Source organism: Candidatus Mycobacterium methanotrophicum (genome assembly GCF_023515995.1).
GTDB lineage: Bacteria > Actinomycetota > Actinomycetes > Mycobacteriales > Mycobacteriaceae > Mycobacterium > Mycobacterium methanotrophicum.
Genome location: NZ_CP097320.1, coordinates 1,404,714 through 1,425,463, shown reverse-complemented (window position 1 = coordinate 1,425,463; position 20,750 = coordinate 1,404,714). Strand labels below are relative to the sequence as shown.

At 65.8% G+C, this 20,750-nt stretch carries 20 protein-coding genes and 2 pseudogenes; 4 read left to right on the top strand and 18 right to left on the bottom strand.

The window, feature by feature from the left end; all coding sequences use genetic code 11:
• Nucleotides 1-13: 13 nt before the first annotated feature.
• The 3 genes from M5I08_RS07770 to M5I08_RS07760 are packed head-to-tail and all read right to left on the bottom strand — an operon-like array spanning nucleotide 14 to nucleotide 1,629.
• Nucleotides 14-439 carry a holo-ACP synthase gene (locus M5I08_RS07770; protein WP_219067671.1) on the bottom strand — a complete coding sequence of 142 codons (426 nt, stop codon included), beginning with the start codon at nucleotides 437-439 and terminating at the stop codon, nucleotides 14-16.
• The gene (locus M5I08_RS07765) at nucleotides 436-681 is read right to left on the bottom strand and encodes an acyl carrier protein (protein WP_219067672.1); all 246 of its coding nucleotides are present in this window, start codon (nucleotides 679-681) and stop codon (nucleotides 436-438) included. Before M5I08_RS07765 ends, M5I08_RS07770 begins: the two co-directional genes overlap by 4 nt.
• Before the next feature lie 36 nt (nucleotides 682-717).
• Nucleotides 718-1,629, bottom strand: coding sequence for a phytanoyl-CoA dioxygenase family protein (locus M5I08_RS07760; RefSeq protein ID WP_219067673.1), 912 nt, complete (start codon nucleotides 1,627-1,629; stop codon nucleotides 718-720).
• A gap of 79 nt (nucleotides 1,630-1,708) precedes the next feature.
• Here M5I08_RS07760 and M5I08_RS07755 point away from each other — a divergent pair, with 79 nt between their 5' ends.
• Both M5I08_RS07755 and M5I08_RS07750 read left to right on the top strand, forming a co-directional pair.
• A complete protein-coding gene (locus tag M5I08_RS07755; protein ID WP_370328594.1) occupies nucleotides 1,709-2,647 on the top strand; it encodes a TIGR03621 family F420-dependent LLM class oxidoreductase in 939 nt (312 codons plus the stop codon).
• A gap of 49 nt (nucleotides 2,648-2,696) precedes the next feature.
• Entirely contained in the window at nucleotides 2,697-4,235 is a 1,539-nt protein-coding gene (locus M5I08_RS07750; RefSeq protein ID WP_219067675.1) for an amino acid adenylation domain-containing protein, read from the top strand.
• 154 nt (nucleotides 4,236-4,389) lie between these two features.
• On the opposite strand, the pseudogene M5I08_RS26635 reads toward M5I08_RS07750, so the two are convergent.
• A pseudogene (locus M5I08_RS26635) lies at nucleotides 4,390-4,635 on the bottom strand (glycosyltransferase); the annotation flags it as partial.
• Between the two features lie 10 nt (nucleotides 4,636-4,645).
• On the opposite strand from M5I08_RS26635, the gene M5I08_RS07745 reads away from it, so the two are divergent.
• Together M5I08_RS07745 and M5I08_RS07740 are read left to right on the top strand one after the other, a co-directional pair.
• A complete protein-coding gene (locus M5I08_RS07745; protein ID WP_219067676.1) occupies nucleotides 4,646-5,260 on the top strand; it encodes an FMN-binding negative transcriptional regulator in 615 nt (204 codons plus the stop codon).
• A 126-nt stretch (nucleotides 5,261-5,386) separates the two neighbouring features.
• On the top strand, nucleotides 5,387-6,775 hold the full coding sequence (locus M5I08_RS07740) for a phenylacetate--CoA ligase family protein (protein ID WP_219067677.1): 1,389 nt from the start codon (nucleotides 5,387-5,389) through the stop codon (nucleotides 6,773-6,775).
• Nucleotide 6,776: 1 nt separating this feature from the next.
• Here M5I08_RS07740 and M5I08_RS07735 read toward each other — a convergent pair whose 3' ends face one another.
• The 14 genes and pseudogenes from M5I08_RS07735 to M5I08_RS26625 all read right to left on the bottom strand — a co-directional run bounded on the left by M5I08_RS07735 (nucleotide 6,777) and on the right by M5I08_RS26625 (nucleotide 20,746).
• Nucleotides 6,777-8,057 (bottom strand): O-acetylhomoserine aminocarboxypropyltransferase/cysteine synthase family protein, encoded by a 1,281-nt coding sequence (locus tag M5I08_RS07735; protein ID WP_219067678.1) that lies wholly within the window; start codon nucleotides 8,055-8,057, stop codon nucleotides 6,777-6,779.
• Between the two features lie 4 nt (nucleotides 8,058-8,061).
• On the bottom strand, nucleotides 8,062-9,057 hold the full coding sequence (locus tag M5I08_RS07730) for a homoserine O-acetyltransferase/O-succinyltransferase family protein (protein WP_219067679.1): 996 nt from the start codon (nucleotides 9,055-9,057) through the stop codon (nucleotides 8,062-8,064).
• A gap of 3 nt (nucleotides 9,058-9,060) precedes the next feature.
• Entirely contained in the window at nucleotides 9,061-10,335 is a 1,275-nt protein-coding gene (locus M5I08_RS07725; RefSeq protein WP_249763186.1) for an ATP-grasp domain-containing protein, read from the bottom strand.
• Between the two features lie 4 nt (nucleotides 10,336-10,339).
• Nucleotides 10,340-12,157: an FAD/NAD(P)-binding protein gene (locus tag M5I08_RS07720; protein ID WP_219067681.1), complete on the bottom strand. Its 1,818-nt coding sequence runs from the start codon at nucleotides 12,155-12,157 to the stop codon at nucleotides 10,340-10,342.
• Nucleotides 12,154-13,317 (bottom strand): threonine aldolase family protein, encoded by a 1,164-nt coding sequence (locus M5I08_RS07715; RefSeq protein WP_219067682.1) that lies wholly within the window; start codon nucleotides 13,315-13,317, stop codon nucleotides 12,154-12,156. The genes M5I08_RS07720 and M5I08_RS07715 overlap by 4 nt, the downstream gene beginning before the upstream one ends.
• Before the next feature lie 215 nt (nucleotides 13,318-13,532).
• On the bottom strand, nucleotides 13,533-13,817 hold the full coding sequence (locus M5I08_RS07710; protein ID WP_219067683.1) for a WXG100 family type VII secretion target: 285 nt from the start codon (nucleotides 13,815-13,817) through the stop codon (nucleotides 13,533-13,535).
• A 34-nt stretch (nucleotides 13,818-13,851) separates the two neighbouring features.
• Nucleotides 13,852-14,148, bottom strand: coding sequence for a WXG100 family type VII secretion target (locus tag M5I08_RS07705; protein WP_219067684.1), 297 nt, complete (start codon nucleotides 14,146-14,148; stop codon nucleotides 13,852-13,854).
• Between the two features lie 85 nt (nucleotides 14,149-14,233).
• A complete protein-coding gene (locus tag M5I08_RS07700) occupies nucleotides 14,234-15,658 on the bottom strand; it encodes a PPE family protein (protein ID WP_219067685.1) in 1,425 nt (474 codons plus the stop codon).
• An 18-nt stretch (nucleotides 15,659-15,676) separates the two neighbouring features.
• Nucleotides 15,677-15,976 (bottom strand): PE family protein, encoded by a 300-nt coding sequence (locus tag M5I08_RS07695; protein ID WP_219067686.1) that lies wholly within the window; start codon nucleotides 15,974-15,976, stop codon nucleotides 15,677-15,679.
• 396 nt (nucleotides 15,977-16,372) lie between these two features.
• Nucleotides 16,373-17,341, bottom strand: coding sequence for a phosphotransferase family protein (locus M5I08_RS07690; protein WP_219067687.1), 969 nt, complete (start codon nucleotides 17,339-17,341; stop codon nucleotides 16,373-16,375).
• Nucleotides 17,342-17,661: 320 nt separating this feature from the next.
• Nucleotides 17,662-18,177 (bottom strand): annotated as a pseudogene (locus M5I08_RS07685) (hypothetical protein); the annotation flags it as partial.
• A gap of 97 nt (nucleotides 18,178-18,274) precedes the next feature.
• Nucleotides 18,275-18,637, bottom strand: coding sequence for a hypothetical protein (locus M5I08_RS26630; RefSeq protein ID WP_370328593.1), 363 nt, complete (start codon nucleotides 18,635-18,637; stop codon nucleotides 18,275-18,277).
• Between the two features lie 244 nt (nucleotides 18,638-18,881).
• Complete coding sequence (locus M5I08_RS07670; RefSeq protein ID WP_219067689.1) at nucleotides 18,882-20,399, bottom strand: sugar transferase; 1,518 nt, start codon at nucleotides 20,397-20,399, stop codon at nucleotides 18,882-18,884.
• Nucleotides 20,396-20,746, bottom strand: a complete 351-nt coding sequence (locus M5I08_RS26625; protein ID WP_370328592.1) for a hypothetical protein — start codon at nucleotides 20,744-20,746, stop codon at nucleotides 20,396-20,398. Before M5I08_RS26625 ends, M5I08_RS07670 begins: the two co-directional genes overlap by 4 nt.
• Nucleotides 20,747-20,750: the final 4 nt, after the last annotated feature.

Below are 20,750 nucleotides of genomic sequence, written 5' to 3'. Positions count from 1 at the left end.
TCATGTCTGCGGGTCATCGCGGGCCCGCCCCGGCGTCGCCGCCGCAGACCACGAGAACGACGGCCATTGCGTGGCAATCGGCGTGCGAAAGCGACAGACACGAGCTGTGCCAGCCTTGATGCTGTGCCCGCTCGGCAAGCCCCCCACTCAAACGAAGCAGAGGCAGCGGACCGTCCCGCGTTACCTCGATCTCGCGCCAGGGAAACGGCATGTCGGGTTCTGCGAATGCCTTGATCACTGCTTCCTTGGCCGCGAACCGGGCCGCGAGTCTGTGCACCCGGTTGCGGCCCTGGCAGTCGTTGATTTCGCCCGCCGTAAAAACCTTGCGCAGGTACCGGTCCCCGAACGCCGCCAGCGAGTCCTGGACGTCCTCAATGGCCACGACATCGCACCCGACGCGGACGCGGCGCCCGTCAACCTCGCTCGGCAAGGTGATCATGCAACCGCTTTGACAAGGCCTTCAACTACCAGCTCGATGTTGCGTACGGAAGCGAAGGTGGACTTCTTGAGCACTTCATCGGGGAACTCGATGTCGAATGCGTCCTCAAGCGCAAGCATGACATCGACCGACGCATGCGACGTCAGGCCGAGCTCGTAGAGGTCGGCCTGATCGTCCACCTCGCGTGGATCGACCGCCATGCGGCCATGAGCGGCTAAGACTTCACGAATTTGGTCCTGCATCGCGCTTTCCTCATATTTCTCTCGTAGGTCAACCTGTTAATTTGTGCGGGTTCCAGTGGGCGGGACGTAGCTCCCGGTTGCCTTGAGTCGCTTGCGAGCGGCGCGGCGGTAACCCAAGAAGTCCGACATAAATGCCGGACTGCCGTACAGCCAGTCCAAGGGTTCTCGCATGTCGTCCGCGTAGCCGATGGAGTAGGAGCCGCGCTGGTAGCCCATCAGCCTGAGTAGCCCCTCGGGGAGGGTGCGGGCGATCTCGGGCGGGCAGGCGAGATATTGGTTTTCCTCCTGGCGCAGCCACCCGAGCGAGTAGCCCACGTTCATCCCGATCCGGCTGGTCTTCGTTGCGTTGGCGCCCCCGCCGTGGAATATCGAGCCCGTGTACAAGAGGACCGAACCCTTGGTCATGACCGCCGGGGTGGACAGGGCGGAGTCCACATCGTCGGGATCGTCCTCCCAACGGTGGCTGCCCACCACCATCCGTGTCGCACCCATTTCATCGGTGAAGTCGGTCACGGCCCACATGGTGGCGACTTCGGCTTCGAAGCCCCTCGGGAACTGGTAGCGATCGAACGACCACTGGTCCCGATGAATCATCTGCGCCGGCTCACCAGGTCCGATGGTGACCAGCTGGGTCAGGTCGATCTGGAAGGTGCTGGCGTGGTCGCCCAACACGAGGTCGAGCGTGTCGATGATCGTCGGGTTGGTAATGAGTGAGCGAGAGGTCGGCGAACGGGCGATCAGGGCGCCGGTACGTCGGGTGCTTTCGCCCAGGAAGTCAGTGTTGCCTCCGCTGGTGGCAGTGAGGTGCTGCTCCAGCTCGGCCCGTATCTGATCCATCGTCTGGGGAGCTGCAAGGTCGCGAATGACCACACACCCGTCTTCGTCGAGCACCTTCGCAATATCGGCCGGCGAGGAACCCGAACCGACTGTACGTACTGCTGCTGGCATAGATTGTACTGTACGGGATGATATACGGATGATTCAATGAGTATAGGTTTGTTCTTATCCCGGCTTTCATGACTGAGCAATGGAGGTGTGTCGACAGATGCTTTCGTTTCGATTCGGCGTGCAGGCGGCGGTCGCGCCAACCATGCCGGCTTGGCGGGACCAGGCCCGCAAGGCCGAGGGTCTCGGTTACTCGACCCTGTACGTTTCTGACCACCTTGACGCCCAGTTCGGACCTCTCGTAGCTACGACCGTGGCCGCCGAAGCGACCTCCACCCTGCATGTGGGGTTCGGCGTGCTGAACAACGACCTCCGCAACCCTGTGGTCTTGGCCAAGGAGATCGCCACGCTCGGCTTGGCGGCCGAAGGGCGGGTCGAGGTGGGTCTTGGAGCGGGCTGGCTCCGGAGCGACTACGAGGAAGCGGGGATCGCGTTCGACGCCCCAGCTGTCCGCGTGGACCGGCTGGCCGAGAGCCTCGCTGTCATGAAGGCCCTGTGGAGCGAGGGGAAGGCGACATCCGCAGGGACGCATTACACGGCGGGCGATGCCCACTGTGATCCTCGCCCGGCTTCGCCGCCTCGCGTCATCGTCGGGGGCGGAAGTAGGCGGATACTTACGGTTGCTGCCGAACACGCGGACACCGTGGGCGTGAACACCAGCCTGGCTTCGGGCGACAAAGGTGGCGACCTGGCGAGCCAAGCCACCTTCGATCATTTCGATCGCTGCTTGGCATGGGTGCGCGAGGGGGCCGGTGACCGCTTCGATTCGATCGAGCTCCAGATTGTGGCCTTCGCCACCAGAGTCGTCGCCAGCCGCCGCGCTGCCGCTCGCACCGCAACCATGCTCGGTCTTCCGGGTGAGGACGCGCTCGAGCTTCCGATCGTCCTGCTCGGCACCGAGGACGAACTGTGTGAGCGGCTTGTGGAGCGCCGCGAGAGGTGGGGCTTTTCCAACATCGTGGTGCCGGGCGAGGCGATGGAGTCCTTCGCACCTGTGGTCGCTCGGCTCACGGGCACCTAGCTCACGGCGTGTTTCGATGACCTCCACCGGCGAGCGAGAAATAGTGAGCATGCCGCACCGAGAGGGCGTGACGGGCCACGGTGTGCTCGGTGCGGTGCTGGACCACGCCGATCGAGCCCCGGATCGGCCCGCTGTCAAGGACCTGGATCGCGCGTTGACCCGGGGCGAGTTGCGCGCCGCGGCTGGCAGAGTGGCCGCTGGCTTGCTTCAGAAAGGCGTCGAGCCCGGGGACCGGGTCGCTCTGCTGATCGGCAATTCTGTGGACTTCGTGGTGGCGGCGCTGGGCTGTCTGTGGGCGGGGGTCACGTTCGTACCGTTGGCAATCACCGATCCAGATCTCCGCCGTGCGCAGGTCGTGGCTGACTGCCGGCCCGCGCTGGTGATCACCGCAGGCTCGGACCAAACGGCGCCGTCGGGACTTCCCTTCGGCACGGCGTGGACCTCCCTTTCGGCGTTGAGCGTCGCAGATGGGTGCACGCCACCACCCGTGACGGGCCCAATCTCCTACATCATTTACACCTCGGGGACGACCGGTATCCCCAAAGGAGTGCAGATTTCCCCGGAGGCCTTTTTCACCGCGCTCGAAGCATGCGCCGACGCCGTGGGACTCACCACGGACGACCGGGCCCTATGCGTTTCGCCCGTGCACTTCGACGGGTCCTTCTCTGCCATCTTTCCGCCGCTGGTGCGCGGCGTCCCCCTCGTCATCCCCGACCGGGAAGCCCTTCTGTTCCCCCGCAGGTTCTTCTCGATCGTTATCAGCGAGGGAATCACGGCGACCAGCTTCTCTCCCAGCTACCTCCGGTTGCTCCGGGCCAGCGGCCGGCTGGCGCGGTTGGCTGACACCCCGCTGAGAGTGATGGCCCTGGGCGGCGAAGCGCCGTCCACCGCCGATATCAGGGCGGTGTGGGCCGCCAGTCCGGGACTGCGGGTAGTGAACCGCTACGGCCCGACCGAAACGACCATCGCCGTCGCGCATCTGGAACTCACGCCCGAGTTGCTCGATGCGGGCCAGGTACCGATAGGTCATCCTCATGCCGGGAGCTCGTTCCACCTCGTTGATGAGCACGGAAGGCTGGTGGATCGTCCCGGAGTGGTCGGCGAGCTGTACGTCGGCGGACCGCAGCTCATGGCTGGATACCTGAACGACCCGGCGCTGAGCGCAGCCGCGCTGCGAACCGACGTCGTCGAAGAAGCCACCCTCTACCGCACCGGTGACCTCGTCTTCCGCGACGACCGGGGCAACCACGTATACGTGGGGCGTTCGGACCGCGTCATCAAGCGACACGGTGTGAGGATGTCGCTTGTCGAGGTGACCGAGGCGCTCGGTGGTGTCGACGGGGTCGCATCCGTCGCGTGCACGACCTTCGACCGGGAGGGCGATCTGGGGGTCGTCGCATTCGTGGTGCCGGACGCCGAGCTCACCCCTGTCGCCGTCCGCCAGGCCGCCAGCGCAAGGCTCCCGGAGACGATGCTGCCCGATCAATTCGTCTTGGTGGCCGACTTGCCCTTGACGTCGTCCAGCAAGGTCGACGAGCGGCGGCTGCTAACGGACGCCGGCTTGTCTCCGCCGAACGAAGGAGCCTGAGCCGTCGGTGTCGTTGCAACTCAGCTATAGGGAGATCGACTCGCTGTGCCGAGTCCTTCCACGAGAACTTGCTTGCATTCGCGAGCCCCAACGTGATGAGACGCGACTGCAGGTCTCGGTCGAGCAGAACTCGTTCTATTGATCGAGAAATTTCCGCGGTCGACAGGGGATCAAAGTAGTCGGCCGACTCTCTTAGTGTCTCTGGAATGGCTGCCGCATCCGACGCGATAACTGGGCACCCACACTTCTGCGCCTCGATCGCTGGGAGCACGTAGCCGTCATACAACGACGGCAATACGAACGCGGTCGCCTCCTGATACTCGTTGACGACCTGCGTCTCAGAAACTCGGCCAAGATACTCGACGTTAGGACGGGCACCGACGATCGACCCGGCCGACATACTGGACAACATGTACATTCCCGCCCATTTCGCCGCCGACGAGCAGGCCGTCGGCGACCTGCTCACTCACCACGGCGCCGCTGACCTGATCACTGCAACGCCGGAGGGCGTGGTCGCTACTATGCTGCCGTTCGTCTATGACCCGGGCATGAGAACCCTTCGTGGTCATCTCGCCCGCAACAATGACCAGTGGCGGCGCCCGGTGGTTGGCGAGGCTCTGGTCATCGTGCGGGGACCCGATGCGTACATTTCCCCGACCTGGTATCCGAGCAAGGCCGAGCACGGACGTGTGGTGCCCACTTGGAACTACGTCACTGCGCACGTCTATGGGCGACTCGCAGTGCACGATGACCCGGCCTGGGTCGAACGGAATGTGCGTGACCTAACCGAACGCCACGAGGCTGGACGGCCGCAGCCATGGTCCGTCGACGACGCGCCGCCACAGTTCATCGAGGGTCAGCTGCGCGCCATCGTAGGAGTCGAACTGGCGATCACTCGCATCGAGGCAGCGTTCAAGCTCAGCCAGAATCGGTCGGCTGCCGACATCAACGGCGTGATCTCGGGATTGACCATCGACGGACACGAAGACGCTGCCCAAGCGGTGCAGCGAGCGCGAACGGCATGAGGCTGGCTTGTCTCCGCCGAATCAAGGGCCCTGAACCTCACACCAGAAACAAACCGAACGCTAGTGTAACCAGCTTTTTGGCTACTAATTGTATGAACTTAGGCCAATTAGGGTACTATCGGTTAGGTGCAAACCTTAGTAACCAGCGCCACGCTGGAGGGGCATTACGAGCAGCTGGTCCGGCGCCAGCGTGCCGAATTGCAAGATGCGTACTTGAAGGGGGTGCGCCGGCTGCGTTGGGACGCAGGGCGTCTCGCCGCAGAACGCGAACGGCGGCTTCGGGAGCTGCTGGTGCACGCCGCCGATCGTTCGCCGTTCTGGCGGGAGCGACTGGCAGGCCGCGATCTGGCGAACTTCACCGAGGCCGACCTCCCCTCTCTGCCGGTCCTGACCAGAGCCGAGATGATGGCGCAGTTCGACCGGGTGCTCACGGTCCCCGGGTTAACTCTTGGCCGGATCCAACAACACCTCGATCAGTCGAACGGAGACGCGTACCTGGACGACGAGTACCGGGCAATCGTCACGTCTGGGTATATCGGAACCGAAGCACTCCATGTCTACGGCTGGGACGCGTTTGTCACCTTCGTGATGCAGGGCTCCCGCTGGACCGGGCGACGCGGCGAAGACCCGGACGCGGTGCTGGCGCAGGTTTTCGCCACCAGCACTCGGCATGAGTCGGGGATATTTCACGCCTTCAGCACTTTTGAAAGCGGAGGGCCGGCAGCGCACTGCTCCGGCGGCACGCAACCCCTGGACGAGATTGTCGACGACCTCAACAACGCGCGTCCCGCGGTGCAGGCGCTCCAAGCGTGGCCGAGCCTCATCCGGGAGCTAGCTTTAGAGGCGATCGCAGGACGACTCACCATAAAACCGACCTGGGTCAGTGTCGCGGGCGAGGTCTGCACCCCGGCCGTGCGAGAGGCCATTCGGTCCGCATGGGGGATCGAGACTTCGGAGTTCTGGGGCTGCTCAGAGGGGACCTATGCCTTTCCATGCGGCGTCGGAGAAGGCATGCACGTCGCCGACGATCTGGTCATTCTCGAGCCGGCGGATGCCGATGGCAACGTCGTGCCCTACGGGCAACCTGCGAAGCGGCTGCTGTTGACCAACCTGTTCAACCTGACGCAGCCGCTGATCCGCTACGACCTCGTCGACGCGGTGACGATGTCCGACGAGCCGTGTCCGTGTGGGTGTGCTCATCGCCGCATCACCGCGGTCAACGGTCGGATCGACGGAGCCTTCGAGTACGAAAACGGTGCTCGGGTGCCCCGGGCCGCCTTCGAGCAGACAGTGCTTGCCGCCCCCGGCGTCGCCGACTTCTTCGTAGGCAAGACGCAGCATGGTGTCGACCTGTCCGTGGTGACCGACGGTTCAAGCGACCTCCAGCATCTGCGGACGGACCTCATCGACGTGCTCCGCCGGCACGGCGGGCCGGAGTCGGAAGTCGTTGTGCACGAGGTCAGCTCCATAGACCGACTGTGGTCTGGAAAGTCGAAGCAGTTCGACGCCAAATGATCTAGCGGCCGGCCGTTGCCTTGTCCAGGGCCTGGTCGATGTCGTCGATGATGTCGTCGATGTGCTCGATCCCGATGGACAGGCGGATCGTCTCCGGCCGGATACCGGCCTTCACCAGCTCCTCGTCGGACAGCTGGCGGTGGGTGGTGGAGGCCGGATGGATGGCCAGGGTCTTGGCGTCCCCCAGATTCAGCAGCCGCTTGACGAGCTGGAGTCCATCGAAGAAGGCCAGTCCCGCCTCATAGCCCCCCTCGGCCCCAAAGGTGACGATGGACGGCACGCGCCCGTGCAGGTAGCGCTCGACCAGGTGGTGATACGGATGGTCGGGGAAGCCGGCGAAGCTCACCCAGGCCACCCGGGGATCGGTGGCCAGGTAGTCGGCCACGGCCCGGGCGTTGGCTTCGTGGCGCTCGAGCCGCACGGCCATCGTCTCGAGGCCCTGCAGGAGCAGGAAGGCGTTGAAGGGGGATAGGGTGGCGCCGCTGTTGCGCAGCTGCGTGGAGCGGGCCCGCACGGTGAAGGGCCGCTCGGGGAAGTCGCGGGCGAACACGACGCCGTGGAAGGCGGGCTCGGGCTGGTTGAACATGGGGAAGCGGTCGGGATGGTCGGCCCACGGGAACCGGCCGCCGTCCACGATGGCCCCACCGAGGGTGGTGCCGTGGCCGCCCACGAACTTGGTCAGCGAGTGGACGACCACATCGGCCCCGTGCTCGAAGGGCTTGAGCACGAGCGGCGTGGCCACCGTATTGTCCACGATGAGGGGGACGCCGGCGGCATGGGCCACAGCGGCCACGGCCTCGAGGTCCACGATGTTGCCGGCCGGGTTGCCGATGGTCTCGCAGAAGACGGCGCGGGTGTTCTCGTCGATGAGCGGGGCGATCGACTCGGCTCGGTCGTCGCCGGCGAAGCGGGCCTCGATGCCCAGGGTGGGCAGTACGTGGGCGAAGTAGGTGAAGGTGGCCCCGTAGAGCTGGGGGGCCACCACGAAGTTCGAGCCGGCACTGGCCACCGTCAGGATGGCGTAGCTGACGGCGGCCATGCCCGAAGCCACCGCCAGGGCCGCCGTCCCCCCTTCGAGGGCGCAGATGCGCTGCTCGAGGACGTCGAGGGTTGGGTTGTTGAGCCGGTTGTAGTGGAAGCCGGGCGTCTCCAGGTCGAGCACGGCACCGGCGTGGGCGGCGTTGATGAAGTCGTGGGCCACCGTCTGGTAGATGGGCACGGCCACGGCCCGCGTCCCGTCGGGTGTGTAGCCGCCGTGGATGGCGATGGTCTCGTCGTGCATGGCCTCAGGCGCTCCTCTTCTGGAGGGTGCCCAACAGCCTATTCGGGATGGCGTCCAACAGGTTGGCGTACAGAGCCAGGGCCGCGCCCCGCCACGGCCAGGGGGCGCGGGCGCCGACTTCGTCGAAGGGGAACGCGGCCACCAGGGCTGGATCCCGCTCGCCGCCCACCACTCGCTCGTGTAGCCGGCGGAGCCCGTCCCGGTCCGGGCCGGCCACGCAGTCCAGGGGCAGGCAGGGCAGTTCGTCGCGCTCGTGGCCGGCGTAGCGGCGCACGTCCCGGCTGTACTCGCGCACCAGGCTCGAGGGATCGTACTCGGGGTGGGCCTGAACCAGCACGACCTCGGACCGGCCCACCGTCCTCGTGACCACGCTCCACCCCGCCTCTTCTGATTGCAGGGCCACCGCGTAGCCAGCGGCGGCCACCGCCTCGACTGGCACAGCGTTGAGCCGCGAGTGCGGCAGCACGACGGGACCGTCGAACCCGGCGGTCAGAGGGTGAGTCGGGTCGGTCTGCTGGGCGAAGACGCCCGTGCACTTGACCGGCAGGGTAACCCGTTCGACGCCGTCGAAGACAGCCAGGGCGGCGTGGGCCGACAGGCAGGACAGCACCATGGCCGGCACGTTGTCACTCGCCCACCGCAGCAGACCGCCCAGATCCGACCAGTAGGGCTCGTCCTGGATGCGGGATTCGATCGGGTTGGAGCCGGTCACCACCAGCAGGTCGGGGGGGTCCGAGGCGAGATCCTCGAGGGGACGGTACATGGCGGCGATACGGGCCCGGATCCGCTCGCCCCGTGGCACCCCGGCCATGGTGTAGCGGGTCAGGACGACCGTCTCACACCCGGACCCGGCGTCCAGAAGGCCCACGAACTGTCGCTCGGTGGCGCCGAAGGCGGCGTCGGGCATGTTGTTGACCAGGGCGCACGTCCACCCCACGGGTCCCTCGGCCCCGTCCCGCGCCGTCCCCGGGTCGAGGGCCCCGGCCAGTCGAACGCCCATCGCTCAATGCCTCACGTCGGTGTAGGTGACCGTGACCTCCTGGTGGAGGAGCCGGTAGGCCGCCTGCAACTGCTTCTCGTCGTCGGTCGAGCCGACCACGGCCACGATGTGGTTGCCGGAGCCGTCCCGCCAGTCGAGGGCGGCCCCCGGGCGCTGGTGGACGCTCACCGTGTCCACCCCGGCGTGGTCGCTGAAGTCGTTGATGCCCTCGATGGCCGTCACCGTGGCCGAGACTGTCGGCGGCTGGAGGAAGAAGCGGTAGCCGATGCGGTCCGTGGCCACGGGCCCGTCGATGGACACCGGCTCGCCCAGGGCCACCCGCAGGGTGAGGTCTAACAGGCTGACGCCGGCGGCCCGCTCCAGCATCTCGGGCACACCCCCGCCCAGCCGTCCGTTGACCTCGATGATGCGGGGTCCGTCGGGTGTGAACTTGACCTCGGTGTGCAGGCACCCGGTGCGCACCCCGAGGGCGTCGATGGCCCGGGTGGCCAGGTCCAGGACGGCCGAGCGGCTCGCGGCGTCGAGGGCGGCGGGGATGAAGAACCCGGTCTCACGGAAGTTTTCGGCCGGCGGGAAGCGGCCGGTCAGGGCCAGGTGGCTGATGGCGCCGTCGGCCACCACGCTCTCGACCGACACGTAGCCGGCGTAGGGGCCGCCGACCCGGGCCGGATCGTCGGGCAGGTAACCCTCGAGGACCATGCCGGGACGACCGGGGCCGAGGGCGTCGAGCAGCTTCTCGAGCTCGGCACAGTCGCGGACCAGGAAGGTGCAGCGGCTGCCCTGGGCCGAGCGGGGCTTGAGGATCGCGGGCCACCCCACCTCGGCCTCGACGGTCGAGAGCTCGGGCTCGGACTGGCCGGGGCGAACGAGGTGGCAGGGGGGAATGTCGAGGCCAGCGTCGGCCAGGGCCCGCCGCTGGCGGGCCTTATCGGTGAGGGCGGCGGCGGTCGCCGGGCTGTGGAAGGGCAGACCCAGCTTTTCGGCCATACGGGCCAGTTCGACCATGCCGGCATCGAGGTAGGTGGTCATGCCGTGGGGCTCCCAGTCGGCCAGGGTCTTGACCGCCTCCTCGGCACTCATGCCCTCGAGGTCGACGATGGGGCCGAACCGGTTGAGGAGATCGGCCATCTCGGCCATCCCCGGCACGGCCGTGTCGATGATCCATAGCAGGTCGCAGAGGCCGGCGGCCGCTTCGGCCAGCTGCATCACCGGCACGCAACGCGGCCCGTAGCGCACCGCCACCAGCGGCCGCGCCCTTCCGGTCGTGGAATGCATCATGTGCTCAGCCGATCACGGCCTCGACGCAGTCGTGGGCGTCGTAGACAGCCCGGAGGCGGCTGCGGGGCGAGGGCAGGTAGTGGGTGAAGTAGCGCACCCCCTCAGTCAGCACGCCCAGCAAGGACAGGTTGGGCTGGAGCCGGCCCTCGGTGTCGTAGGGGTGGAAGTCCTCATTGATGGCCACGCTGCCGACTGGCGTGTCACCGTAGCTGAGCTGGGTCAACCTTCCCTTGGCATAGAGACGGTTGAGCAGGGGCGAGCCCGACCGGGCCAGCGAGGGCATGTCGAGATAGCCCCGCAGCGCCCTGTCGACCGTCACGGCCGTCGGCTCGTCGAGGGCCGTGGAGCTCAGGCGGACGCCGTCGGGGCAGGAGGCCAACTCCGGGTTAGGTCCGAGCGGGATGCGCACCACTCCGGCGTCGAGCAGCGCCAGCAGCTGCTGGGAGCGCATAGGTGGCACGCCCGCCTCCAGGCGGTTGATGCGGCCCCGGACGTTGGACTGGAACTCGACGTAGGAGTCGAGGGAGAGACCACCGAACTCGATGACCGAACGCAGCTGGTCCCGGAGGATGCGCAGCACCTCCTGGGCCGCCTTGACCGGGCTCCCCCCGGGTTGCAGGGCCGCGGTGAGGTCGTCCTCGATCATGTCGTAGACCTGGCCCTGGTAGTCGGTGGCCGACAGGTAGTAGCAGTCCGACCCGGCGAAGAGGTGAGTGGCCGGGTCGAAGCGGCCGTAGCGCGGCTCGAGACCGTCGACGACCTTCTCGTAGTGTCCGTCGACCCAGCCTTGGCGGAGGACCGTGCGGACCTCGGTCGACTCGACGTCGCCCCCGGCCAGCAAGGCGGCTTGTATGTAGTAGCGCGCCTGCATCTCGGCGAAGACGAGCGGGAGAAGCTCGGCCCGGAAGTCCACATGGCGCCGCACCGGCGACCCGCCCGGATTTGTCAGCGCCGCGAACTCCTCGGGGGTGCACACCACGGGCTGGTACTGGCCGCAGGGGTCGACGCCGGTGGCCGACTTGGCGCAGTACGGCGCGCCCGAACGCGAGTAGAGGGTGATGGTCGGCTCCCGGCCCGAGGGCACGTACCGCTTGCGGTCGGCTCGGTCACACCGGTCCTCGAAGGTCCCGCCTCGTCCGATGGTGAGGGCGGCGAGGACGTCGAAGCCGACCAGGCCCATGCCGGCCACGGCCAGCGAGGATCCGGCCGGAGCGCTCTGCTCGAGGCACTCGATGGGGTAGGGCTGCAGGTAGTGCACGCCCCCGTCGCCCTCGCGCTCATGGTTCCAGGTGTGCCCCGAGGTCAGCACCACATGGTCGACGGCGAGGGTGGTGCCGTTGTCGAGCAGCACCGCCTCCCGTCCCGCCAGCGCCGGTGAGATGTCGACAGCCGCCGCGTAATGCCGGACGATCTCGAGGTTGGGCGGGGCGTAGTCCACCAGCGTGTTGTAGAACCAGCCCAGATACTCGCCCATCAATCGCCGAGGCAGGTAGTCGGTGGGCAGGATGGGGTCCCCCCCGGCGCCGATGCGGCACTCGTAGCCGACCCAGCGGTAGCCGCATGCCACCGCCCACTGGTACAGGCCTACGGCGTAGGGGGGTAGGGCGTCCCCGTCGGGGGCGACGTAGAGGGAGAGCTGACCGCAGGCGTTGTTGAGCACCAGGAAGTCGGGTTGCTCGGCGGAGTAAACCCCGCCGCCGAGCTGAGCGGGCTCGATCACGTGCACCCGCACCGGCGTCCCTACCCGCCGGGCCCGGTTCACCGTCCGCTCCAGGACGCACAGACCCCATGCGCCGAGCCCCACGATGGCCAGCTCGATCATCGGACGCGTCCGATACGCGCCAGCTCGGATCGGCGGCCGCCGGCTGATCTCTGCGTTCGAGCCCGTTTAGACCGGCTTTCCTCGATCGCGGCCGCGGTGAGTCGGCGGACCGCGTGTATCAGCTCGTCGACATCGTGGGTCGTGGTGGCAAAAGAGGTGACGAAACGGACGACACCTGGCTCCCAACGGCCGTGGTAAAAGCCGAAACCCTGGTCCAGAAGTCCGTCGATGACCTGCTGGGGCAGGCGGCAGAAGATGATGTTCGCCTCTGGCGTGCCCGCAAGGCGAGTGCCGGAAATGGACTTCAGCCCCTCTTCGAGCCGCGCGGTCATGGCATTGGCGTGCCGGGCATTGCGCAGCCACAGATCGTCGGCGAGGTAGGCGTCGAGTTGGGCGGCGGCGAAACGCATCTTGGCGGCGAGTTGTCCGGCCCGCTTCGCCCGGAAGCTGAGCTCGGTGGTCAACGAGCGGTCGAAGACGACGATCGCGTCGGCGGTGATGCTCCCGTTCTTGATGGCGCCGAAGGACAGCACGTCCACGCCGGCGCTCCAGGTCAGCTCGGCGGGGTGGCAGCCCAATGCGGCGACGGCGTTGGCGAGGCGGGCGCCATCCATGTGAACGCGCAGGCCCGCCTGCTTGGCAATGCAGGCCAGGTGTTTGATCTCGGCGGGGCTGTATACCGCGCCAGTCTCGGTCGCCTGGGTGAGGCCCAACACGGAGGGTTGCACGCTGTGCACGTCTCCGACCTTGCGGTGTACTGCGGCCTGCAGCTCGTCGGCGTCGATCTTGGCGTTTTCCCCGCCCAGGGCAACGAGTTTGGCGCCCCCTGTGAAGAACTCCGGTGCGCCGCACTCGTCGTTGTTGATGTGGCTGTCGCGGTGGCATAACACGCTGCCCCATGGTGGGGTCAGCGCGGCCAAGCTCAATGCGTTCGCCGCCGAGCCGGTGGAAACGGGAAGCAGGTCGACGTCGCAATCAAAGATCTCGCTGAAGCGGCGTCGGGCGCTCAAAGTCCAACTGTCGGTGCCATAGGGCGGCGCCTGCCCGCAGGCTGCCGCTGCAAGCGCTGCGATGACCTCGGGTGCGCCACCGGCGGTGTTGTCGCTGGTGAAGCAGCGACTTTCCCCACGCTCGACTACCTCTATCGGGACAGCGCTCATGTGCCGTCACCGTCTCCGCGCGTCGAAGGCGGCCTCGCGCCCCTGCATCCCCTGTCTTGTGAATCCTGATGCGCTAGTTGTGCGCGGGTGAATCCGGCTCGCGCTGGCTGAGATACCCCAGCCAAGTGCGCGAAATCGCCTGTGGCAGCGAGGCTTCCCCGGTCAGCCCACCTGGGACGGGCCGGCTCGCGGGATCGCACGATTAACATTTCGCGTCAGGCCCAGCTGGAGCCGACGGCGCTGTCGGTGGAGTACATGTTGTTGCCGGCGGTTTGCACCTTTTGGCCGTGGGCGTTGGCTTGTTCGTAGATGACCTGGAAGTTGCGGCCCAACTGGGTGATGAATTCCTGGCAGGCCACCGAACCCGCACCGCCCCAGAAGTCACCGGCGGCCAGCACATCGCGCACGATGGCCTGGTGCTCAGCTTCCAGCGAGGCGGCCTGGGCGCGAATCAGGGCGCCGTGGGCATCCACGTCGCCGAACTGGTAGTTGATCGACATTTCGACGTTCTCCTAAATGGCTTTCGGCGTTGGGCTAGCTGGACAGGATCTGTTGGGAGGCCTGCTCTTGGGTTTCGTAGTTGTTGGCGTCGCGGATCAAACCGTCGCGCACACCGTGGAGCATGTTGACGATGTTGCGGAAGGCCTGGTTCATCTGGCCCATGGTGTCGTACGACGTCATCTGGGCCGTCCCACTCCAGCCGGCGCCGGCGATGTTCTGCGAGGATGCCCACATCTTGCGGGCCTCGTCCTCCACCGTCTGAGCGTGCACATCGAAACGTCCTGCCATCGCCCGCATCTCGTGCGGGTCAGTCATAAAACGCGTCGGCATGATCCTGTCCCCTTATGTGATGCTGATCTGAAATTTCCGATCGATGTGACCCAACGAAACGAATGCCACTCCCTGCTCGTTCGCATCAATGAGGCCCATGTCCGTTGCCGTTGCCGTTAGTCGGCAGATACACGATGGCCGGCGTGTATCCGGGCGGCGACGGCATTCCGGGCGGGGCCGCATACGTCCCGGCTGGCGCCATGGGGACCGCTGAGTAGCCGGCCCCTGGCGAGCGCGTCAGCACCCTGAGGCGCGGCCCGTATTTGGAAGCAACTGCGCCGCCGACGCCCGCTGCGGCGGCGGCCCCTGCGACCCGCCCTGCCCCGGGTGGGAACATCGGCAGGCCAGCCGCCAGCGGCAACCCACCTCCCGCGAGCGGACTGAGGCCGGGCAGCGCCGACGCCAACGGCATGCCACCGAGCAACGCCGGTGTCGCGGCCAGGCCCCAGCTCGGCGGCACCGACAACGCGCCGACTGAAGCCGCTGCGCCTACTCCCCCTAACGCGCCCAAGCCTGCAAAACCGCCCAACCCCCCGGCAGCCCCCAGGCCCGCGGCCGCCGCCGGGGCCGCAGCCGCCGCGCCCCCGGCGGCGGCGGCGACGGGGGTCATTGCTTGGGTGAGCGCGACGTTCATCGGCGTACCAATAAGGGGCTGCAAGGCGTCGAGCCCCATAAACAGGGCAAAAAACCCCGTGTAGGAGAAGGGCAAAATAGCCAGACTTTCCAAGAAGCTGCCCGTCGTGGACCCAAGCCCCGCTATCCCTGTGGTGGACCCGGAGGAAGAAGTCAGACCAAGGCCGTTCAGGAGGCCGGAAAACAACGTCGACAACGACGTCGACGACGTCGACGACGCAGCCGGCGACGCGAGGCTCTGTAGCGACGTGGGAACTGAGGAGAGCAGCTGCGACAGCGTTGACTGCACGCCCGTGCCAGTCGCTGTGCCGGCTGCCTGCGCGACGGCAGCGGACTGACCGGCGGCGCCGGACGGGTTAGTTGTCGACGGCGGCGCCGCGAACGGCGTGACACGCGAAGCGGCCGCCGAGCTGCCGGCATAGCCGTACATCGCGGTAGCGTCCTGGGCCCACATTTCGCCGTACTGAGCCTCGGTCGTGGCAATCGCGGGGGTGTTTTGGCCAAAAACGTTGGTCGCGGTGAGCGCCGCCAATTGAGTGCGGTTGGCCGCGATCTCCGGCAGCGGCACCATCGCTGTCAACGCCACCTGATAGGCGCTTGCCGCAGCCCTCGCCTGGGCGGCCGTCTGCTCAGCTTGCCCGGCGGCGGCAGTCAGCCACTCCACGTAGGGCGCCGCGGCGTCCTCCATAAATGCCGACGACGGGCCCTGCCATTCGCTGGTCAACTCCGAGATCACCGAGCCGTAAGACGATGCCCCAGACTGCAATTCGGCGGCCAGCGTGTCCCACGCGCTCGCGGCGGCCAGCATCGGCGCCGATCCTGGCCCCGAATACATCCGCGCGGAGTTGACCTCTGGCGGTAACGCCCCGAAATCCATCGCTGATCCTTCAGCTGCTTAGAGGGCCGCGGCCGCATTGGCGGCCTCGGTGGCCGCATACGATCCGGCGCTGATACCCAGCGCGCTCACGAACATCTCGTGAATCGCCGCGGCTTGAGCGCTGATCGCCTGGTACATCTCGGCGTGTGCAGCGAACTGCGCCGCGGTCAGCGCGGATACCTCGTCGGCGGCGGCGGGAACCACCCCGGTGGTGGGAGCCGCAGCGGCCGCATTTCCGGCTGTCATCGCAGCACCGATGCCCTGCAAGTTGCCCGCCGCCTCCGTCAACAACTCTGGCTGCGTGGTCACAAACGACATGTGCTCCTCCTAGCGGAAGCAGGCCCCGCAACTACCCGCGGCGCCTGGCACGATCGGTAGATACCGCTGATATGTCTAGAGGGGATTTTACATACTATTTGGCGTAATTCAAGGTTAATCACAGATATAAGGTCTTCTCTAGGGGTTAAAGTATCCATGCAACCGGCACCTGCCATTAGGTGCGGACCGCGCGCCCCTGCGTGACCGCGAAAAACCGCTTCCGACCAGCCTGCGCGTTTGCATGGGTCACCTGGCCGCTCGCACGCGGCGGGTCACCGCATCGGCGGCTCCGATAGTCGACAAGGTGGAACCGATGAATCCGGCAGCGCCGGTGACGCGGGCGCGCATTACCAGCTATCTCGAAGTTTGAGGGTGGACTGCCGACGGAGTGCAAGGTCAGCCATCGGCCTCGTTTCCTCGGGCCGGCTCCGCGTCCTCGACGTGCGGTGAGGTGGCTATCGGTGCACTGCTTGCGCCTGGCCGCCCGCTTGAAACATCAAATCCGCGCCACGCAGCGACGGTCTCGAGCACCGGAGTCACGTTGGTGCGCCACCAGATCTGGTCATTTGGCTGGGTGGCACGCTTGCGCCAAAACGCGGCAGCATGGTGCAGCCAGGCAAGCAAAACGGCCAGGCGCTCGCCGACGCGTTCACGGTCGCCAACGTCGATGCCCGACTGGCCGCATGCGGCACGTAGCGCATTCCGCTCGGATTCTGCGAGGCCGCCCGCCCGTAGTCGCTCGCTGACGACTGCGCCCAGATTGGCTCGCTCCACCTGACAGCTCGCCGTCAAGATCATGAGGTACTCGTCGATCAGCGCCGGCCTGTCCCACTGCGCCCCGCCCCAGCCGACGATGCTGTTGACCGGGCCCTCCATCCCGGCGACCCGAATGTTGCCGGGTGTGTAGTCGCCGTGCGTCCAGCTCACCGGCATACGCCGGCCAACGAGCGCCCGCCCCAACATCGTTTCTAGCCGGTCCAGCTGCGGAACCAGGTGGGGATCCAGCCGCCGGCAGATGTGCGTCAGATCCGACACCGGTTCGAAGACGCATTGTCTAAACAAGCAGGCGTTGTCGACGACAATGAACCTGGCAGTCGCCTGGTGCAGCGGTGCGATGGCCCGCAGGGCCGTAGCGGTCAGCTCCTCGACACGGTTGGGGTAGTGCGCCAGCACCTCGGCCAGATCTATTCCGGGCCGGTAGGACTCGACGGACACGGCTGCGTCGGTGCGCTCGTCGAATGCCAGGATCCTCGGCAGCAGTTCGCGCCATTTTTCGTCGAGTCCAGGGTGGCTGGCGATTTCGGCGAGCACGCGGCGCTGCGTGCGCAGTTCCTCAGCTCCAGGCAGGCCGCGGGCAACCTTCAAAACCGCCGCGTTCGGTCCTTTCTCGACACGCAGCAGGCTAAGCCGAATAACCCGGCTGACCGTTTGATCCGCGACTGTCGATGGTCTCGGGCGAGAGCGAGAGAGCAGAGTGAGCAGATCCTCAGTTGTAGCCGTGAGTTCTATCGGCTGCGGCGCCGGCACGCCGTATCCCAATTTGGTTGACTTCGAGGATGAATCGCCGGTCAATTGCGAATACTCGGCGCTTAACGCTGCGGGGCGTCCCGCGTGATCCCCTCCGGTGGATATCCTCATAGCCATCTCACTGTCCCAAGCCCGATTCCTACTTTTGCTTTGCCGATTCAACGACCCACCTCGGTGAGCACCTCCAAAAGACCGTCCACGGCGCGATCGACAGCGAAGCAGTCCGCGTAGTGACGCGCCGCCGCTCCCCCGCGCAAGGTCGCGGTGAGCGGATCGGACAGATCATCGAAAGCGGCAGCCCGCCCGTCGACGTCGTCGACCCCGAGCCGTCCGGCCACAACAAAATCGTGCCGCCCGTCGGGACCGACGAACGGAGGAACCAGCATCGGATCCAGGTCGCTGCATAGCGGCGCCACATTCAGCTGGGCGCCAACCACGTCGCGCCGCGTAGGGACAGCTATTGCGGCGTAATTGCTGTAGGTCACGGTAGCCGCCGAGTGGGCGCCCCACCTGTCGAATACGGCGCGTGCGAAGACTTGTCGATGCCGGCCGTCATCTCGGCGTTCGTCGTGCACCAGCTGAACACGCGGCGCCCGGCCAGCCAGTGCGATCCAGCGTGGATCGGGGACCGATTCTGCGATCACCATGTCAGGCCGGTGTTCGCGAATGCGGCGCTGGTCAAAGCCGCTTCCATCGGGCCAATCTGGACTCGAAAGTCGTCTGCTGCGGACACATTACGCAGATAAGTGCCGCCAGGGCCCCGGCAGACACTCATGACAGCACCATCCCAATGTGGTTGGATGCCAACGGCGTCGCATCGTGCAGGCTCGGAAGAGAAAACACGAGTTGACCGCCCCAGTCGGCGATGTAGCTCAGCTGATCGGTGAGTTCGGTTTCCAGGTTCCAGGGCAGCGCCAGCACCAGATCTGGTCGATCCAAGGTAAGAAGCTCGCACAGCCGCAGGTGGGGCGGGAACGTCAGTTCGGGTAGATCGAGTTCGTCGACGGTGAGGAACTTTTCGCACGGCAGAGTCGCACCGAGGTCTAAGATGCCAAGCAGTCGGTCTGCGTCGCATAAGCGGCGACGCAACCGGGCCGCCGCCATTGGTACGTTACCGCTTTCGCCGCGTGTCACTTCGCACCCCGTGCGCGACAGCTGTTTTCGTAGACACGTATCGGTAACACAGGCGGCTGCGCGGTCGTGCCGGCACGGCACCGGTACGTCACGAACGCCACGACCAGCGGAGGGGCCCGGACCGCGGCGGGGGCACACCGCGGTCCGGGCGTTTCAGATAGGCCCGGTCCGACGCGCGAGTCACGCGATCACCTGCCTCCGACGCAGCGAGGCGCCGCTGCTACCGTCGACCCAATCCCGATCATCAATATGCCCCGTCGCTGACTACGACGGCTTTAAGCGTCTTGGCGATGAGCAAGAGGTCATTGGCCATCGACCAATTGTCGACATAAGACAAATCTAGGCGTACTGATTCATCCCACGGAAGGTCTGAACGGCCATTTACTTGCCATAATCCGGTAATGCCCGGTTTGACCAATAGCCTACGCTTGACATCTCCGTTGTACTTCACCACTTCTCGCCGCAGCGGCGGCCGTGGCCCGACGACGCTCATATCCTGCTTCAGCACGTTGAGGAATTGCGGCAACTCATCGATGCTAAATCTGCGAAGTATCCTGCCCACGGTTGTGATCCGGGGATCGTCCCGTATTTTGAAGAGCATCCCGCCCTGGCTTTCATTCAGATGCAGCACGCTCTCAATTTGGCTGTCCGCATCTTGCGCCATCGTTCGGAATTTAATCATCGTGAAGGGCTTCCCATCGAGGCCGATACGCTCAGAGGGGTAAAAGACAGGTCCCTTGCTCGTGAGTTTGATAGCGATAGCCGATGCGATGAGCAACGGTGATGTTCCGATGAGGGCGGCCAGCGCGAAACAGAAGTCGAAGGCACGCTTCTGAAAGCACTTGGCCCCCTCATATTGCGGTTTTTCGACGTGGAGCAACGGGAAGCCCGCGACCGGCCGCAGCGTCAGCCGTCCTTCCGCGACGTCCATTACGCCGGGAGCGACCACAAGGTCGACATCCATGGTTTCCAGCCGCCACATCAGCTGCCTAATCCCCTGTGCACCAAAACGTTCCGCCCCGGTCAATGCCACCGTGTCCGCGCCGGAGCGACTGATTGCGGCGAGCGCGTGGGTCTCGTCGCCGAGAATCGGGATCTCCCGGCCGTGGACCAGAAGCGTCTTATCGCGGGATGGCCCGTAACCAGGAATGCCGGCCCCGACCACAACGTAGCCGTCTCGGGGATTGCGGGTCAGTTCCTGCGCAAGCTGGGAAACCCCCTTGCGGTCCCCGATTGCCAAAACCCTCGTCTGGCATTTGCCATGTGCTCGCTTACCAGCGATGTAGGAACGCCATAAGCGGCGGCTTACCAGTAATCCGAGTGTGCCGACCGGAAGTGCAACCGCCAGATAGCCGCGCGCCAGGAAGATTCTGGCGAGAAGAGTTGCCATCGCGATGATTCCGAAAGTCCAGACTGACGCGCTGACTATGCGCCGATATTCCTCGATCCCCGCGCCGATGACACGGATCGATCGAGCGTGAAACATTGCGATTGACGACAGCCACAGTGCGGCGAACAGAACGGAAAACAGCGTCATCACTTCACCCCGGTAACCTGAGGTATACGGGGAATCGCCGAACCGGATGTACTGGGCGAGCGCGACCGATCCGCAGACGATCAGCGAATCGGTTATACGCAAACGTCTCGAATACTGGTGATGCCAGCGCGGGGCGGTGTTGGCGTTATATGTCGGGGCCGGTCGCACGGTGACTGGCGACTGACCGTTTCGGGTGGGAACCGACCTAGAAAGTGACGTTGTCATGCTAAGCCTGATTTCTCGAGCGGTCGTGGGTCATGGCTCGGCCTAAACGGCCAATTGCTCGAGGCGCAGCACAGATTGGCCGTGTCGCCCATCAGCACCGCCCGCGCCGCGGTCATCGGGACTTCGAAATGGCAGAGGCGATACGGGATGTAGAAGCCGTACAACGGGCCTGTTCCCGGCTGGTACAGTTCGAGGTAGTGCTGTTGCTTCGGATCATCATGTGTCCCGAGGCAATAGATTTCCGGATTTGGTTTGGCGTGCACCACATAGTCGACGGCGCCGCCGAGGGCGCGTAATTCGTCGACGTCGTAACAATGAGTCGCGCGCCAGGCTGATCGCCGTCGCATCCGG